The 16,238-nt window shown below is 72.7% G+C and carries 12 protein-coding genes; 8 read left to right on the top strand and 4 right to left on the bottom strand.

The window, feature by feature from the left end:
• Positions 1 to 408 precede the first annotated feature (408 nt).
• On the top strand, positions 409 to 858 hold the full coding sequence (locus ACZ7FF_RS34450) for a PTS sugar transporter subunit IIA (protein WP_470817349.1): 450 nt from the start codon (positions 409 to 411) through the stop codon (positions 856 to 858).
• A gap of 78 nt (positions 859 to 936) precedes the next feature.
• On the top strand, positions 937 to 2,607 hold the full coding sequence (ptsP, locus tag ACZ7FF_RS34445; RefSeq protein WP_470817347.1) for a phosphoenolpyruvate--protein phosphotransferase: 1,671 nt from the start codon (positions 937 to 939) through the stop codon (positions 2,605 to 2,607).
• A gap of 93 nt (positions 2,608 to 2,700) precedes the next feature.
• Here the strand turns inward: ptsP and ACZ7FF_RS34440 are convergent, their stop codons facing one another.
• Together ACZ7FF_RS34440 and ACZ7FF_RS34435 are read right to left on the bottom strand one after the other, a co-directional pair.
• Positions 2,701 to 3,594 carry a hypothetical protein gene (locus ACZ7FF_RS34440; RefSeq protein WP_470817346.1) on the bottom strand — a complete coding sequence of 298 codons (894 nt, stop codon included), beginning with the start codon at positions 3,592 to 3,594 and terminating at the stop codon, positions 2,701 to 2,703.
• Between the two features lie 22 nt (positions 3,595 to 3,616).
• A complete protein-coding gene (locus tag ACZ7FF_RS34435; RefSeq protein ID WP_470817344.1) occupies positions 3,617 to 4,891 on the bottom strand; it encodes an MFS transporter in 1,275 nt (424 codons plus the stop codon).
• A 45-nt stretch (positions 4,892 to 4,936) separates the two neighbouring features.
• Here ACZ7FF_RS34435 and ACZ7FF_RS34430 point away from each other — a divergent pair, with 45 nt between their 5' ends.
• Complete coding sequence (locus tag ACZ7FF_RS34430) at positions 4,937 to 6,256, top strand: aminotransferase class I/II-fold pyridoxal phosphate-dependent enzyme (protein WP_470817342.1); 1,320 nt, start codon at positions 4,937 to 4,939, stop codon at positions 6,254 to 6,256.
• A 10-nt stretch (positions 6,257 to 6,266) separates the two neighbouring features.
• Here ACZ7FF_RS34430 and ACZ7FF_RS34425 read toward each other — a convergent pair whose 3' ends face one another.
• Complete coding sequence (locus ACZ7FF_RS34425) at positions 6,267 to 8,234, bottom strand: acetoacetate--CoA ligase (RefSeq protein WP_470817341.1); 1,968 nt, start codon at positions 8,232 to 8,234, stop codon at positions 6,267 to 6,269.
• Positions 8,235 to 8,448: 214 nt separating this feature from the next.
• Between ACZ7FF_RS34425 and ACZ7FF_RS34420 the strand changes: the two genes are divergently transcribed.
• Entirely contained in the window at positions 8,449 to 10,809 is a 2,361-nt protein-coding gene (locus tag ACZ7FF_RS34420) for a glycoside hydrolase family 31 protein (RefSeq protein WP_470817339.1), read from the top strand.
• Positions 10,810 to 10,891: 82 nt separating this feature from the next.
• Here the strand turns inward: ACZ7FF_RS34420 and ACZ7FF_RS34415 are convergent, their stop codons facing one another.
• A complete protein-coding gene (locus ACZ7FF_RS34415) occupies positions 10,892 to 11,428 on the bottom strand; it encodes an NUDIX domain-containing protein (protein ID WP_470817337.1) in 537 nt (178 codons plus the stop codon).
• A gap of 225 nt (positions 11,429 to 11,653) precedes the next feature.
• On the opposite strand from ACZ7FF_RS34415, the gene ACZ7FF_RS34410 reads away from it, so the two are divergent.
• The 4 genes from ACZ7FF_RS34410 to ACZ7FF_RS34395 all read left to right on the top strand — a co-directional run bounded on the left by ACZ7FF_RS34410 (position 11,654) and on the right by ACZ7FF_RS34395 (position 16,163).
• Positions 11,654 to 12,100 carry a Zn-ribbon domain-containing OB-fold protein gene (locus ACZ7FF_RS34410; RefSeq protein ID WP_470817336.1) on the top strand — a complete coding sequence of 149 codons (447 nt, stop codon included), beginning with the start codon at positions 11,654 to 11,656 and terminating at the stop codon, positions 12,098 to 12,100.
• Entirely contained in the window at positions 12,097 to 13,287 is a 1,191-nt protein-coding gene (locus tag ACZ7FF_RS34405) for a lipid-transfer protein (protein ID WP_470817334.1), read from the top strand. Before ACZ7FF_RS34410 ends, ACZ7FF_RS34405 begins: the two co-directional genes overlap by 4 nt.
• 132 nt (positions 13,288 to 13,419) lie before the next feature.
• Positions 13,420 to 15,072 carry an EAL domain-containing protein gene (locus ACZ7FF_RS34400; protein ID WP_470817332.1) on the top strand — a complete coding sequence of 551 codons (1,653 nt, stop codon included), beginning with the start codon at positions 13,420 to 13,422 and terminating at the stop codon, positions 15,070 to 15,072.
• A gap of 341 nt (positions 15,073 to 15,413) precedes the next feature.
• Positions 15,414 to 16,163 carry an MIP/aquaporin family protein gene (locus ACZ7FF_RS34395; RefSeq protein ID WP_470817331.1) on the top strand — a complete coding sequence of 250 codons (750 nt, stop codon included), beginning with the start codon at positions 15,414 to 15,416 and terminating at the stop codon, positions 16,161 to 16,163.
• The last annotated feature ends 75 nt before the right edge of the window (positions 16,164 to 16,238 follow it).

The following is a 16,238-nucleotide window of genomic DNA, read 5'->3' as shown; positions in this document are numbered from 1 at the left end:
GTTGATTTTTGGCACGCTGTTGAGTTCTCAAGGAACGGTCGCTTCCTTTGTACTCACCCTCTCGGGCTTTCCTCCGGGCTTCCCTTCGGTGTTTCAAACTCTATCAGTGTTTTTCCGTCCTCCTGACCACCCCCCTGCGGGCATGCAGAAGGAGATCCGGAGATAGGATCTGACGAGTTTGGGTTCTGCTGGACGATGACGCTCTCGCGCCGCTCAGCCCCAGGCAGGAGTACGACTGTACACGCGGCTCTGAAGCGGGTGCAAATCCGGGGGGTTGGTGGTCTAGACCACTTACTGGTAGCTTCTATACGGAACCGCCACTTCACATGACATACCCTGCTGCTCAGAGCGCCGTCCGGACACCCGGTGACGGCCCGTGAGCAGCTCCACTGCTTTGGGAGGCTTCCCATGACCACCGTGACGTCCCCTCTCGCCGGATGTGCCATCGGACTGGCCGAAGTGCCGGATCCGGTCTTCTCCGGGGCCATGGTCGGCCCAGGCACCGCGATCGACCCCGTGCGCGAGCCGTCCGAGGCCGTAGCGCCCGTGGACGGTGTCATCGTTTCGCTGCACCCGCACGCCTTCGTCGTGGTGGACGAGAGCGGACACGGCGTGCTCACCCACCTCGGCATCGACACGGTCCAGCTCAACGGCGAGGGCTTCGAGCTGCTCGTGAGCAAGGGCGACACCGTGACCCGCGGCCAGAGCATCGTGCGCTGGAACCCCTCCGCCGTCGAGGCCGCCGGCAAGTCCCCGGTGTGCCCCGTCGTGGCGCTCGAAGCCACGGCCGAGTCCCTGTCCGACCTCCGTGACAGCGGTGACGTGAAGGCCGGCGACAGCCTCTTCTCCTGGAGCTGACGGAACCGCCGTCCCTGGACGGCGTACAGGACAACCACTGCGGCGGCGGGACCCGCCGCACTATCGGAGACGGGTGAGATGGACACAACGCTGCGAGGCGTCGGCGTGAGCCATGGCGTGGCGATCGGCGAGGTTCGGCACATGGGTACGGCGGTCCTGGAGCCGCCGGCCAAGCAGATTCCCCCGCAGGACGCGGAGCGGGAGCAGGGGCGCGCCCGGCAGGCCGTGGACGCCGTGGCCGCCGACCTGATGGCGCGCGGCAACCTGGCGGGGGGCGAGGCCCAAGCGGTGCTCGAGGCACAGGCCATGATGGCCCAGGACCCCGAGCTGATGGCGGACGTGGAGCGGCGGATCGCCGTGGGCAGCACGGCCGAGCGTGCGGTGTACGACGCGTTCGCGGCGTACCGGGAGCTGCTGGCCGGTGCCGGTGAGTATCTGGCGGGCCGGGTGGCCGACCTCGACGACGTGCGCAACCGTATCGTCGCCCGGCTCCTGGGCGTTCCGATGCCGGGTGTCCCGGACAGCGACCGGCCCTATGTACTGGTGGCGCGGGATCTCGCTCCTGCCGACACCGCTCTGCTGGACCCCTCTCTGGTGCTCGGTTTCGTCACCGAGGAGGGCGGCCCGACCAGCCACAGCGCGATCCTGGCCCGTGCGCTGGGTGTGCCGGCCGTCGTCGCGCTTCCGGGTGCGGGCGAGCTGGCCGAGGGGACGGTGATCGCCGTGGACGGCAGCACCGGCGACATCTTCGTGAACCCGAGCGAGGAGAAGAAGGCGGCGCTGGAGGCGTCGGCCGCCGAGCGCAAGGCCGCGCTGGCCGCCTCGACCGGGCCGGGTGCGACCGCGGACGGCCACAAGGTGCCGCTGCTGGCCAACGTAGGCGGTCCGGCTGACGTGCCGGCGGCCGTGGAGGCCGGGGCCGAGGGTGTCGGTCTGTTCCGTACCGAGTTCCTGTTCCTGGACGACAGCAAGAACGCTCCTTCCGAGGAGAAGCAGGTGGAGGCCTACCGGCAGGTGCTGGAGGCGTTCCCCGAGAGCCGTGTGGTCGTGCGTGTGCTGGACGCGGGTGCGGACAAGCCGCTGGAGTTCCTGACTCCCGCGGACGAGCCGAACCCGGCCCTGGGCGTGCGCGGCCTGCGGACGCTGCTCGACCACCCCGAGGTCCTGCGTACGCAGCTGACCGCGCTGGCGAAGGCCGCCGAGGGGCTGCCGGTCTACCTCGAGGTGATGGCCCCGATGGTGGCGGACCGGGCCGACGCGAAGGCGTTCGCGCAGGCGTGCCGTGAGGCGGGGCTGCGGGCGAAGTTCGGGGCCATGGTCGAGATCCCGTCGGCCGCGCTGCGGGCGCGTTCCATCCTTCAGGAGGTCGAGTTCCTGTCGCTGGGGACCAACGACCTCGCGCAGTACACGTTCGCGGCGGACCGGCAGGTGGGTGCGGTGTCGCGGCTCCAGGACCCGTGGCAGCCGGCGCTGCTCGACCTGGTCCAGCTGTCCGCCGAGGCGGCCAAGGCCGAGGGCAAGAGCTGCGGTGTGTGCGGTGAGGCCGCGTCGGATCCGCTGCTGGCATGTGTGCTGGCCGGTCTGGGTGTCACCTCCCTGTCGATGGGTGCCGCGTCGATTCCCTATGTCCGGGCGACGCTGGCGAAGTACACGCTGGCGCAGTGCGAGCGGGCCGCGGCGGCGGCCCGGGCGACGGACAGTGCCGAGGAGGCGCGTGGCGCGGCTCAGGCGGTGCTGTCCGGCGAGTAGCCGGGCCGGCGCCCGTGGTGTGCCGGGTGGTCAGGGGCGTCCCGCCTTCGGGTGGGGCGCCCCTGGCGCGTTTCGTGTGCCTTCGGTGTGCGGTCAGTGGTGGTGTCCCCGTGCCAAGTCCTCCTCTCCGAGGTCGGGAGGTTCGCAGTAGTCGACGCCGGGTTCCGGGGAGATGAGGTCGCCGGTCTCCGCGTCGGTGCAGTAGGCGTCGAACACCTCGGAGGCGGTGAGCGGTTCGAGGCCGCCGCCGCGCAGCCGCCACCCGTGGACGCGGTCTGGGGTGCCGGGGGCGCTGGTGCGCAGGACGAGTCCGCCGGGGCTGCGGGTCGCGAGGCCGAGTGCGAGGACGCCGGTGAATTCCAGGGCCTCGGCCTCGTCGAGGCGGGTGTCGCCCTGTGTGTCCTGCTCGCCGTGCAGGACCGAGACGAGTGTCTCCGGTGTTCCGGAGACGGTGCAGACGAGGTGCCGGTCGCCGGGCGGGGCGGTGTCGAGGATGCGGACGAGCAGGTCGGAGGCGCGGGTGAAGGCGGCCCGGCCGATGTCCTCGCCGCAGGTCGGGCAGGGGCCCAGCCGGGTCAGGAGTGTGGTGGCGTACTCCCAGGTGGCCTGGCGTACGGCTTCGTCGACGAGGGCGGGCACGAGTGCGGCGAGCGGACGGCCGTCGTAGGGGATGGTGGGTCCGGTGGCCGCGAGTTCCGCGGTGAAGCGGGTCCGGCTGGCGGGGAGGTCGGGGTCGAGTCCGGTGCCGGCGCAGAATTCGGCGTAGTCGGTGGGGTCGAACAGGGCGAGTGTGGTGTGGCCGCCCTGGGCGGCTCGGTCCCTGAGGAGGTCCTCGACCTGCCGGAGGTAGGTCGTGTGGTCGTCGAAGGTGAAACTTCGGTAGCGCCGCATGGCGCGGAAGTCGTGTTCGTCGGTGAGCAGTCCGATGGTGCCGGCGATCTCGCGGCGCAGGACGCGTCGCAGGTTCCGGTGGTCGGTGTGCGCCATGATTCCCCCAATGCGCAGTCGATCAGTGCTCACTCACGGTAACCGGGGGCACTGACAACGGGGTTCGCTGGAGCCGGTCCCGGACCAGTCGGTGCTGGATTCCGCAGGTCATGGCGATGGTGGCACCGAAGACGGTCCAGCCGAGCGGTCCCGCGGCGATGGCGGCGGTGACGGCCAGTGGGCCGATGCTGCGCTGGGTGGCCTGGGCGAGCCCGTGGACGCCGAGGTAGGCGCCGAGGGCGGTGCCGGGGGCGAGGGCCACGGACAGTTCCCAGGAGACGGTCGCGTGCAGCATCTCGGCGAGGGTGAAGGCGGCGGCCGCGGCGGTGAGCCAGCAGACGGCCGACGAGGTGCCACCGCCGGCGGAGAGGGTCATGGCCGTCCCGCCGAGGGCGAACGCCGCGGAAAGCGGAACGAGGAGTCTGCGCGCGGCCGCGGTGGTGCTGCCGTAGCGAGCGAGGGGGACCTGGAGCGCCACGACCATGAGGCTGTTGAGCACGAGCAGCAGTGGTGCGAGGCCGTGCGGTACGCCGGGGGTGTGCGCGATCCAGAGGGGCAGGCCGACCTTGAAGACGGTGTCGTCGAGGGAGAGCACGGTCTCGGTCGCGACGTAGGCGAGGTAGGTGCGGTCGCGCCAGGGGCCGGTGGGCCGGGCCGCGGGTGTCTGCGAGCCGGAGGCGGCGGCGATACGGGTGTGCCCGGGAGGCTCCGCGCAGGCAAGGGTCAGGAGCGCGACGGTGACGAAGGAGAGGGCGTCTGCGGCGAGGAGCCAGCGGTAGACGGTGGTGGTGCCGAGGGTGAGGGCGGCCGCGGCGCCGAGTCCGCCGAGGGCCCAGCCGGCGTTGGACGAGGTCCGGTTGACCGCTTGGTAGCGGACGCGGTCGGGTCCCGCGACGCGGGTGGCGTAGAGCTTGGTGAGGACGCTGGCGGCACGGTCGCCCAGGCTGCCGACGGCGGAGCACGCGAGCAGCAGCGCGTAGCGGTCCGTGGTCAGCAGGGCGAGGGAGGCGACGGCGCGGAGGAGCTGGAGTGCGATGAGCACCCTGGTGAGAGGGAACCGGTCGGCGATGCGGCCGCCGAGGGGCGCGCCCGCGATGCCGACGGCGCCGGAGATCGCGGCGAGGGTGCCGACCTGGGCGAGGGAGAGGCCTGAGACGTAGGTGAAGTACAGGACGGAGACGGATGCCCACAGGCCGCTGCCGATGCGGTCGACGAAGGTGATGGCGAGCATTCTCCGGCCGTCGCGGCCCCCGGGTATGCGCGGCGGCCGGTCGGTGGCGCAGGGCTTCGCGTCCACGGGTCCCCCTTGTGTCGAGTTATGTATTGATACATAATGATCAACGTGGCAATACAATATGGGATCGCTGGTACGACGGCCAAGGCGATTGCCGCGTCCGTCGAACGCGGGGTGGCCGAAGGGACGTTGGCGCCCGGGTCCCCGCTGCCGCCGGTGCGGCGGCTCGCGGACGAGCTGGGCGTGAGTCCGGGCACGGTCGCGACGGCCTACAAGGAGCTGCGGCAGCGGGGCATCGTCGTCACGCGCGGGCGGGGCGGCACGGTGGTGGCGCCGGCTCCCACGGTGGCGTCACGGCGTCCGCCCAGGGTTCCCGAGGGGCTGCGGGACCTGGCGGGCGGCCATCCGGATGCCGCGCTGCTGCCCTCGGTGGTGCCGCCTTCGCGCCTCTCCCCCGGTGCCCGGTCGCACCGTTCCACACCCCGGCTGGCGGGGCTGGAGGACGCCGTACGCGACTGGCTCGGCCCGGACGGCGTACCGGTGGAGCACGTGACGTTCGCGCACGGCGCGCTGGATCTGATCGACCGGGTGCTGCAGGTGGAACTGCGGCCCGGGGACGGCGTGGCCATGGAGGATCCGGGCTACCACCATCTGCTGGATCTGGTGACGGCGTCGGGGCTGCGGACCGTGCCCGTCGCCGTCGACGACGAGGGTGTGCGTCCGGACGCGCTGCGCGAGGCGCTGCGGGCGGGTGTGCGCGCGGTGGTGTTCAGCCCGCGGGCGCAGAATCCGTACGGCGGCTGTTTCTCCGCGGCCCGGCGGGACGCGGTCGCCGAGGTGCTGCGGGAGGCTTCCGAGGTGCTGGTGGTGGAGAACGACCACGCCTCGGACGTGGCCGGCGCCCCGCTGCACAGTGTCGCCTCGGCGCGGCTGCCGCGCTGGGTGCATGTGCGCACCGTGAGCAAGTTCCTGGGCACCGACTTGCGCTGGGCGGCGGCCGCCTGCGACCCGGTCACGTTCGCGCGGCACGACGGACGGCTGCTGCTGACCTCGGGCTGGGTCAGTCATCTGCTGCAGGAGAGCGTCCACGGTCTGCTGCTGGACGCGGGCACGCGCGCGTTGGTGGCACGCGCGCGGGAGACGTACGCGCGGCGGCGCACGGCCCTGTCGGGGGAACTGGCCGGGCGGGGCATCGCCTCGCACGGGGCGAGCGGGATGAACCTGTGGGTGCCGGTCCGGGACGAGTCGGCGGTGGTGAACGGCCTGCGGTCGCACGGCTGGTGGGTGGCCGCCGGGGCGAGGTTCCGGCTGGCGAGCGGGCCCGGGGTGCGCATCACCACCGCCGACCTGGAGCCCGCCGAGGCGGAGCGCCTGGCCTCGGACTTCGCCGCCGTACTAGGCGAGTCCGAGGCCACCTACGGAGGGTGAGGCGCCGGGGTCAGGCGCGCTTGCGGGCCAGCTCCTCGTAGAAGGCGAGCAGGGCGAGGTCGTCGATGGAGCCGGGGTTGACCGCCTTCTCCATCGGCGTGCCCTGCAGGAGGCGCTTGACGGGGACCTCGATGCGCTTGCCCGTGAGGGTGTGCGGGACGCCGGGCACCTCGATGACCTCGTCGGGGATGTGGCGGGGTGAGAGCTGTTCGCGGATGGCCTGCTTGATCCGGTTCAGCAGGGCCTCGTCCAGGACGGCGCCGGGTGCGAGGTGTACGAAGAGGGGCATCCAGTAGCCGCCGTCGGGCTGTTCGATGCCGATGACCAGCGATTCCTTGATCTCGGGCAGGCGCTCGACGACCTCGTAGATGTCGGCGGAGCCCATGCGTACGCCCTGCCGGTTGAGGGTGGAGTCGGAACGGCCGTGGATGATCACGGTTCCGCGCGAGGTGAGCGTGATCCAGTCGCCGTGGCGCCAGACGCCGGGGTAGGTGTCGAAGTAGCTGTCGTGGTAGCGGCTGCCGTCGGGGTCGTTCCAGAAGTGGATCGGCATGGACGGCATGGGGTTGGTGACGACCAGCTCGCCCACCTCGTCGACGAGGGGCTTTCCGCTCGGGTCCCAGGACTGCAGGTCGGTGCCGAGCCCGGGGGCCTGGAGCTCGCCCGTGTACACCGGGAGGGTCGGCACGGCTCCCGCGAAGCAGGAGCAGACGTCGGTGCCACCGCTGACGGAGGCGATCCACAGGTCGTCGCGGACCTCGTCGTGCAGCCATCGGAAGCCGTCGGGCGGGAGGGGGGAGCCCGTGGTGGCGACGCAGCGCACCGTGGAGAGGTCGTGGTCGCGGGCCGGGTGGACGCCGGCCTTGTGGCAGGCCATGACGTAGGCGGCGGAGGTGCCGTAGAGAGTGGCTCCGGTGCGTTCGGCGATCCGCCACTGGGCGCCCGTGTCCGGGTAGCCGGGGCTGCCGTCGTACAGGACGACCGTCGTGCCGGTGAGCAGGCCGGAGACGAGGAAGTTCCACATCATCCAGCCGGTCGAGGTGTACCAGAAGAAACGGTCCCCCGGGCCGAGGTCGCAGTGCAGGCCCAGCTGCTTGAGGTGTTCGACCAGGATGCCGCCCTGGGACTGCACGATGGCCTTCGGCAGGCCGGTCGTGCCGGAGGAGTACAGCACCCACAGGGGGTGTTCGAAGGGCACCTGCTCGAAGACGGGCTCGGTGTCCCCCGCCGTCAGCGCCGACCACTCCAGGGCGCCCTCGGGTGCCTCGGTGCCGAGGAGCGGGATGTGGACGACGGCGCGCAGGGTGGGCAGCTCGCGGCGCAGCTCGGCGACGACCTCGCGGCGGTCGTGCTCCTTGCCGCCGTAGCGGTAGCCGTCGACGGTGAACAGGACGACCGGTTCGACCTGCTGGAAGCGGTCGAGGACGCTGCGGGCGCCGAAGTCGGGGGCGCAGGAGGTCCAGACGCCGCCGACGGCGGCGGTGGCGAGCAGGGCGACGACGGACTGCGGGACGTTGGGGAGGTAGCCGCTGACGCGGTCGCCGGGGCGTACGCCGAGGGCGCGGAGCTCGGCGGCGAGGGAGCCGACCTGGCGGCGCAGCTCGGACCAGGTCACCGGGCGCGGTTCGTGGGTCTCGTCCACATGGAGGAGGGCGGGTTCGTCCGGGCGGTCGGCGGCGGCGCGCAGGGCGTGCTCGGCGTAGTTGAGGGTGGCTCCGGGGAACCACTGGGCGCCGGGCATGGCGCGGTCGCCGAGCACGCGCGCGTAGGGCGTCGAGAACCGTACGTCGAACCACTCGGTGACGGCTTTCCAGAAGGTGTCCGGCTGGTCGACGGACCAGCGGTGCAGGGCCGGATAGCCTCCGTCGGCCGGCGCCCCGTGGTGTTCGGCGGCCCACGCCTGGAACTTGGTGATGCGTGCCTCGGCGATCCGCTCGGGATCGGGCTGCCAGAGCGGCTGGGGGTTCGCGGTCGACATGGGGCGGCTCCCGGACTGTGCGCGTCGTGTGCGTCGGTCCGCGCACGGGCTGGGGTGTGCGCGTGACGCGGCTGACAGGGACGATGCCATGTGATCGACTTCAGCACCAGGGTGCCCCCCACATCGTCCGCGTCATGAAGATGTGGTCACGGCACGGGTGAACGGCAGTTGAACGACACGCGCGCGCGGGGCGCGCAGTGGCAGGGTGAGCAGCATGGACGGTCGTGACCTGGTGCGTTCGGTGAGTCTGGTCGGTTCGGGGAGGGCGGCTCGGGGGTTGCGTACGGTGCGTGCCGCGTGGCGCAGGCGGCGGATCGACGCCGCCGGGCTGCCGCGGCGGGGGGCCGAGCGGGCGCGGGTCCCCGGGCAGGTGGAGGGCGTGGCGCCGGGCCCCGGGGGCGGTGTGATCCGGTTCAGCCGGTCGGAGCTGCGGATCACCGTCGCGGTGAACGGGGCGGTGTTCTGGGGCTGGGACGGGGCGGGTCCGCAGCCGTCGTACGCGCTGGCCGGCACGTGTCCGGAGCCGGACCCGCGGGCGGTGCTGGAGCCGGACAAGGACGGCGGCTGGCGGGTGGTCGCCGAACGTGTGACGGTCGTCGTCTCACGGCACGGCGCCGTGCAGGTGTGCACCCCGGGCGGTGTGACCCTGCGGCGGGATCTGCCGCCGCGCTGGTGGGAGCCGGTCGACGGGGGCACGGCTCGCTGGATGCAGCGGTCGGAGGTGGCGGCTGACGCCCGGTTCTTCGGCCTGGGCGGGCGGGCGTCGGGTCCGCGGCTGCGGGACGGCGGGTACCGGCTGTGGAACACCGACCCCGGCCGTGCGTTCGGCCCCGGCGACGATCCGCTGTATCTGACCATGCCGGTCCAGCTGGTGGTGGCCGACGCCGGCACGCATCTGGTGTTCCACGACACCACGTGGGACGGCACGGTGGTGCTGCGGGAGGGCGAGGAGGGGGCGGGCTCGGGACACGACCGGGTGGGTCGCTGCGAGCTGCGGATGGACGGCGGTCCGCTGCGCTGCTGGGTGATGGTGGGCCCTCCCGCGCGCGTGCTGCACACCTGGGCCTCGCTGACCGGGGCGCCCGCGCTGCCGCCCGCGTGGGCGCTCGGCCACCACCACGCGCGCTGGGGCTTCGGCAGCGAGCAGGAGGTGCGCCGGATCGTCGCGGGCTACCAGGAGCACGACCTGCCCCTGGACGCCGTCCACCTGGACATCGACCACTACGACGAGCATCAGGTCTTCACCGTCGACCATGAGCGCTTCCCGAAGCTGCCGGTGCTCGCCGAGGAGCTGCGGCGGGCCGGCGTCCGGCTGGTGTCCATCGTCGATCCGGCCGTGAAGGCGGCGCCGGGCAACGCCGTGTACGACGGCGGCGCGGCCGTGGACGCGTTCGTGCGCGATCCTGCGGGGCGGACGGTGCGCGGTGAGGTGTGGGCCGGGGAGTCGGTGTATCCGGACTTCACGCACGCGCGCGTGCGCAAGTGGTGGGGCGGGCTCTACGAGGAGCGCCTCGGGCAGGGCTTCGCGGGGTTCTGGCACGACATGAACGAGCCGACGTCGTTCAACGCCTTCGGTGAGACGACGCTGCCGCGTTCCGCCCGGCACGCCCTGGAGGGGCGTGGCGGCGACCACCGGGAAGCGCACAACGTGTACGCGCTGTGCATGGCGCGGGCGGGCTACGAGGGGCTGCGCGAGCTGGCGCCCCGGGAGCGGCCCTTCCTGTTCTCGCGCTCCGGCTGGGCGGGCATGCAGCGCTACGGCGGTACCTGGTCGGGAGACGTGGCGACGGGCTGGCCGGGGTTGCGGGCGTCCCTGTCGCTGGTGCTGGGCCTCGGCCTGTGCGGGGTGCCGTACTCGGGGCCGGACGTGGGCGGTTTCGACGGCAGTCCGTCGCCGGAGCTGTATCTCAGATGGTTCCAGCTGGGCGCGTATCTGCCGCTGTTCCGCACCCACGCGAGCCTGCGGGCGGGGCGCAGGGAGCCCTGGGAGTTCGGACCGGAGGTGCTGGCGCACGCGCGCGCCGCGCTCCTGGAACGCCGCCGGCTGCTGCCGTACTTCGTCACCCTGGCGCATCTGGCCCGGCGGACGGGTGCGCCCTATGTCCGGCCCCTGTGGTGGGGGTCGCCCGAGGACCGGGCGCTGCGCGACTGCGAGGACACGTTTCTGCTGGGCGACTGTCTGCTGGTGGCTCCGGTCCTCGACCCGGGTGCCGACCGGCGTGCGGTGCAGCTGCCGCGGGGCCGCTGGTACGACACGGTGACGGAGCAGATGTACGAGGGACCGGGGCAGGTCCTGGTGGACGCGCCGCTGTCGCGGATACCGGTGCTCGCGCGCGCGGGCGCGGTGCTGCCGGTGCGCGGTGCCGACGGCGGCCCGGAGCTGGAGGTGTGGGCGCCCGCGCGCGGCCGTACCGGCGGGGGGCTGGTGGTGCGGGACGCGGGCGACGGGTGGGACGAACCGGAGATCGAACGCTACGTCGCCCGCAGGCAGGGAGGCCGGGTGGTGGTCACGCGGGAGGGGGAGGACGGCGTGAGCGCGCCGTCCTGTCCGGTGCGCGTGCGGGGGCTCGGCTGAGCCGCCCGTCCGGCGCGTGTGGAAGGCTCGGCTGAGCCTTCCTGTCCGGTGCGTGCGCGGGGGCTCGGCCATGCCGCTCGCCTCAGATGTACCGGCCCTCGAACCAGGCCCGCACGGCCACCGTGTGCAGCGGGAAGGCGAGTTCCTCGGGCCTGCGCAGCAGGTGCCAGCCCTCGGTCTCGTCCGTGGGGTCGGAGGGCGGCAGTCCCTCGGCCGGGCGTTCCGGGAGGAGTCCGAAGAGCAGCAGATGGCCGTCGGGTGAGCTCATGGCGTCGACGAGCCGCACGTCGCGGGCGGCGGCGTCGATGCCGGTCTCCTCCTTGAGCTCCCGTACGACGGCCTGCTTCCAGTCCTCCCGGTCGTCGACGTAGCCGCCGGGCAGGGCGGTGCCTCCGCGCGCGGGGCCGACGGTGCGGGTGATGACGACCAGGGCCGTGCCCTTGGTGTCGTACACGGGCTGGAGCGCGATCGCGACCGGCAGCGGGTTGCGGTAGGCGGTGGTCCCGCAGGATCCGCAGGTGCGCGGCCAGCCGGAAACGCCCGCTCCATAGGGCGCCCCGCAGCTCGAACAGTGAGAGCCGGGCACGGAGTTGGTAGTCGGTTGTTGATTTTCGGACACGCGCGGACTTTATCCGACCACGGGACGAACGTCTTCCGGAAGTGATGCGCCGGAAAGCGGCGGCCGGGAAGAGGGACGGCCGGCACCACCCCCGTCGGCCCCGAACGCCCCGCCCGTACCACGGCGCCGGGTGCGGCCGTCCGGTTCGCAGGCACGGCCTGCCCTTTTCCGGTCGCCCGTGACACACTCCTGACGCTTCGTCAGACAACGTCACAGGGAGGGGCTTTGCCGCACACACGGACCCCCGCGGTCGCCGGCTGGTTCGGCGGCGAGGGGGACGACTTCCGACTCCTCGGCACCCGCTGCTCGTCCTGCGCCTCGGTCTTCTTCCCGCGCGAGGACGTCCACTGCCGCAATCCGCACTGCGCGGGCGGCGATCTGGAGGAGGTTCCCCTGTCACCAAAGGGACGAATCTGGTCGTACACCGACAGTAGATACCGTCCTCCGTCACCCTATGTGAGCAACCCGGAACTTCCATGGGAGCCGTACACGTTGATCGCGGTGGAGCTGGAGGCCGAGCGGATCGTGGTGCTGGGACAGGCGGCTCCCGGGGTCACCGTCGCCGATCTGGCGGTGGGCATGCAGGTGGAGGCCGTACCCGGCGTGCTGCACGAGGACGCGGAGACGGCCTGGACGGTCTGGCACTGGCGGCCGGCGGAGGTGACGGCATGACGGCGGACGTGGCGGTGCTCGGCGCGGGCATGCACCCCTGGGGCAAGTGGGGGCGCGGCTTCGTGGAGTACGGGGCGGCGGCGGCCCGCACGGCGCTCGCGGACGCCGGGCTCGGCTGGCGGGAGATCGGCTCCATAGTGGGCGCCGACACGGTGCGCGGCGGATATCCCGGGTATGTGGCGGGGGCTTCGTTCGCCAAGGCGCTCGGCTGGCAGGGCGCCCGAGTCACCAGTGTGTACGCGGCCTGTGCGTCGGGGGCGCAGGCGATCGCCACGGCACGGGCGCAGATCCTCGCCGGCCTCGCCGACGCCGTGCTCGTGGTCGGCGCGGACGCCGCGCCCAAGGGCTTCTTCCGGCCCGCGGGCGGGGACCGTCCCGACGACCCGGACTGGCTGCGCTTCCGCCTGCTCGGGGCGACGAACCCGACGTACTTCGGGCTGTACGCGCGCCGGCGCATGGCGGTGCACGGCGACACACCGGACGACTTCGCGCTGGTCAAGGTGAAGAACTCCGCGATGGGAGCGCTGAATCCGAACGCCCGCTACCGCAGACGGGTCACCGCGGAGGAGGTCGCCGGCTCGGCGGTCGTAGCCGATCCGCTGCGCCTGCTCGACATCTGCGCCACCTCCGACGGCGGCGCCGCCCTGGTCCTGTCCAGCATGGAGTTCGCGCGGCGGCACGGCGCGGCACGGCCGGTGCGCATCCGGGCGGTGTCGACGGTGACCCCGCGCTTCCCGAACACGGTGCTCGACCTGCCGGACATCGCGACGGACCCGGCGGTGGCGGTGCGGCCCCCGGACGAGACGTTCCGCGCGTCCATCGCCCGGACCGCCTACGAGGAGGCCGGCATCGGCCCCGAGGATCTGTCGCTGGCCGAGGTGTACGACCTGTCCACCGCGCTGGAGCTGCAGTGGTACGAGGACCTGGGACTGTGCGGCGAGGGCGAGGGGGCGAAGCTCCTCAGGGAGGGCGCGACGGCGCCGGGCGGCCGGACACCCGTCAACACCAGCGGCGGCCTGGCCTCCTTCGGTGAGGCCGTGCCGGCCCAGGCCATCGCCCAGGTCTGCGAGCTGACCTGGCAGTTGAGGGGCACCGCGGGCGACCGTCAGGTGGCCGGGGCCCGGGCGGGGATCACGGCCAATCAGGGGCTCTTCGGGCACGGCTCGTCGGTGGTCGCGGTGCGGTGAAAGGGGGTGGAAGGAGTGATCTACGGGAGGAGGGTTCACGCCGTTGCCCACGCTGTGTGACCACCCCGGAATCCTGCGTGAACGTCTCATGAACTGGGCCTGGGCGTACGCGGGCAGCGCCATCATGCTCCCGTGCCTTCCTGGACGGATACTCTCCGCTTCGCCTTCCAGCCGGTGGTCAATCTGAGGACCGGCGCGGTCGCCGCACTGGAGACACTCGCCCGCCCCGAGACCGGCGACATCCTGGCCGAGGCCCGCCGTGACCCCGAACTGGACGGCAGGCTGGCCGTGTTGGCGCTCCGTGCGGCCACGCACAAGGAGACCCTGCTGCCGCTGCACCTGAACGTGTTCGCGGCCACTCTCGCCGACCTCGGCGGCCTCACCCCGCTGCACGACGCCGTGCGGGGGGCGGGGCGCATGCCCTGGGAGGTGACGCTGGACATCGTGCCGCCGTACACGCACGTGCCGCAGCGGGCCCTGCTGGAGGCGGTCGCCGCGCTGCGGGAGCAGGGGTTCCGGATCAGCGCGGACGGCGTCGGAGAGGGGGACGTGCCGCTCAGGCTGCTCGCCGACCTCTCCCCCGACCTGGTCAAGCTCGACGCCTCGCTGCTGGCACGGCCGGCCGCGGTACGGGCGATGCGGACGCTGTGCGAGGGGCTGGGCGCCCTGGTCGCCGTGGAGGGGGTGGAGACCGAACTGCAGTACGGGGCCGCGGTGTCGGCCGGCGCCCAGCTGGCCCAGGGCGAGCTGTTCGCGCCGCCGGCCCGGATCCCCGCGGCGGACGTATACGTTCCGCCCCACGCGCCGCGTGCCGCGGTGACCTCCCGGTCCGGCCCTTCGGTACGGGAGTTCGTGCGCCCGGCCGCCGCGCTGCCGGTGACCGCGTCGGCGGGGCAGGTGCGCGCGCTGCTGACCGGATCGCCGGACGTCTCCGGCGTGCTGCTGATCGACCAGGCCGGCAGGCCCGTCCGGTCGGTCCACCGCTCACGCTTCCTGCTGTCGATGTCCGGGCGCTACGGGCACGCCCTGTACGCCGACCGGCCCGCCTTCAAACTGGGCGACGCACCGCGCACGGTCGGTGTCGACGCCACCGCCTGGGAGGTGCTGGACGTGGTCGCGGTCGGCGGCCGGGACCGCACCTCCGACGATGTGACGGTGGTCGACGAACACGGCCGCTGCGCGGGGGTCGTACGGCTCGCGGACCTGGTGCGGGCGCTGGCCGAGAACCGGGTGGAGGAGGCGGCCGGGCTCAATCCGCTGACCCGGCTGCCCGGTTCGGACGCGATCACGAGCGAGGTGGACCGGCGGATCGCGGACGGCCGGACGTTCGCACTGAGCTGGCTGGACATCGACCACTTCAAACAGGTGAACGACGGTGCCGGCTTCGCCGCGGGCGACGAGCTGATCCGCTCCGTGGGGCGGGCGCTGACGCAGGCGGTCGCCGGGCACGCGCGCGTGGGGCACATCGGCGGGGACGACTTCCTGGTGCTGGCCGAGGAGGAGGCGCTCGGTCCGCTCGTGGCCGCCGTGCTCGACGCGCACTGGTCGGCGGCCGGCCGGCCGGTCACCCTGTCCGTGGCGACCGTCGTGTGCGGTCCGGGCAGCGTGACCGACCACCGCCAGGCCGCCGCCCAGCTCGCCTCGCTCAAGCGGGTGGCCAAGGCGCTGCACGGCGCGAGCTGGGTGCTCGGGCGCGCCGGGCGGAGCGGTCACGAGGTCCGGCGCGGCGGCCCGGTGGCGGCACCGGCGCAGGCGGGCTGCGCGACCGCCGAGCCACGGTGGTGAACGGCTCGCCCGGACAGGTTCGTTGACGTACCCGGCGGAAGGAGGGCCGCCGGGGTGTCGCCGCCATCGGCGCTGTCGGCAACCTTGACGCCCCCGGGACGCCGGTGAACACTTCCCGGTGTCAGCCGACATCGCCGCACATTCACGGTGTTATCAGGCACTGCGCCACGGGTCCGCCCTGCTCCACGGCCCCCTCCCTGGCGATCCGGCTGCGACGGCACGCTCGTCACGGACGCCGGGCGGGACGCGGGGACCTCCCCTCCTCCGGCTGAAGTCGCCAAGGAACCGTCCTGCACGGAGGGCCGGGGCCGATCGCCCCCTACCGCGCCAAGGGAGCCGCCATGAGCAACGGACACATTTTCGTCGGCGAGGTCATCGGCACCGCGATCCTCATCCTCTTCGGTGCCGGTGTCTGCGCCGCCGTCACCCTCAGATACTCCAAGGCGCGGGCCGCGGGGTGGGTCGTGATCGCGTTCGGCTGGGGCTTCGGCGTGCTGGCCGGCGCGTACACCGCCGCTCCCCTCTCCGGTGGCCAGCTCAACCCGGCGGTCACCATCGGCATCGCCATCGACACCGGCAAGTGGGACAAGGTCTGGGTGTACCTGCTGGGCGAGATCGTGGGCGCGATGCTCGGCGCCGTGCTGGCGTACCTGGTGTATCTCGCCCAGTTCCAGGCCAACGAGCGCAGGGTCGGCACGACCGAGGGCACCGCGGACGAGCCGGTGCCGACGCTCGGCATCTTCTCGACCATCCCGGAGATCCGGAACCCGGTGGCCAACCTCGTCACCGAGATCATCGCGACCATGGCGCTCGTGCTGCCCATCCTCGCCTTCGGGCTGACGAAGGGGCTCGGGGAGTCCGGGACCACCGTGCTGATCGTCTCGCTGCTGGTGGTCGGCATCGGGCTCTCCCTCGGCGGGCCCACGGGCTATGCCATCAACCCGGCCCGTGACCTCGGCCCGCGCATCGTGCACACCTTCCTGCCCATACCGAACAAGGGCTCGTCCGACTGGGGTTACGCCTGGATCCCGGTCGTGGGCCCCCTGATCGGCGGGGCCCTCGCCGGCCTGATCTACAACGTGGCCTTCTGATCCCCGCTCCCCCTCCCCGCGCGCCTCGCACGCAGTCGGCCGCGGCCCCTCGCGGCCCTGTGACCCAGCGACCCG

The organism is Streptomyces sp. NPDC037126 (assembly GCF_055605965.1).
The sequence above is the reverse complement of the archived record's forward strand: the minus strand, read 5'-3'. Positions and strand labels throughout refer to the sequence as shown.

Bases quoted from the DNA above. Each gene is read 5' to 3' on its own strand.
- ACZ7FF_RS34450 (WP_470817349.1), top strand. From the start codon at position 409: ATGACCACCGTGACGTCCCCTCTCGCCGGATGTGCCATCGGACTGGCC.
- ptsP (WP_470817347.1), top strand. From the start codon at position 937: ATGGACACAACGCTGCGAGGCGTCGGCGTGAGCCATGGCGTGGCGATC.
- ACZ7FF_RS34440 (WP_470817346.1), bottom strand. From the start codon at position 3,594: ATGGCGCACACCGACCACCGGAACCTGCGACGCGTCCTGCGCCGCGAG.
- ACZ7FF_RS34425 (WP_470817341.1), bottom strand. From the start codon at position 8,234: ATGTCGACCGCGAACCCCCAGCCGCTCTGGCAGCCCGATCCCGAGCGG.
- ACZ7FF_RS34420 (WP_470817339.1), top strand. From the start codon at position 8,449: ATGGACGGTCGTGACCTGGTGCGTTCGGTGAGTCTGGTCGGTTCGGGG.
- ACZ7FF_RS34405 (WP_470817334.1), top strand. From the start codon at position 12,097: ATGACGGCGGACGTGGCGGTGCTCGGCGCGGGCATGCACCCCTGGGGC.
- ACZ7FF_RS34395 (WP_470817331.1), top strand. From the start codon at position 15,414: ATGAGCAACGGACACATTTTCGTCGGCGAGGTCATCGGCACCGCGATC.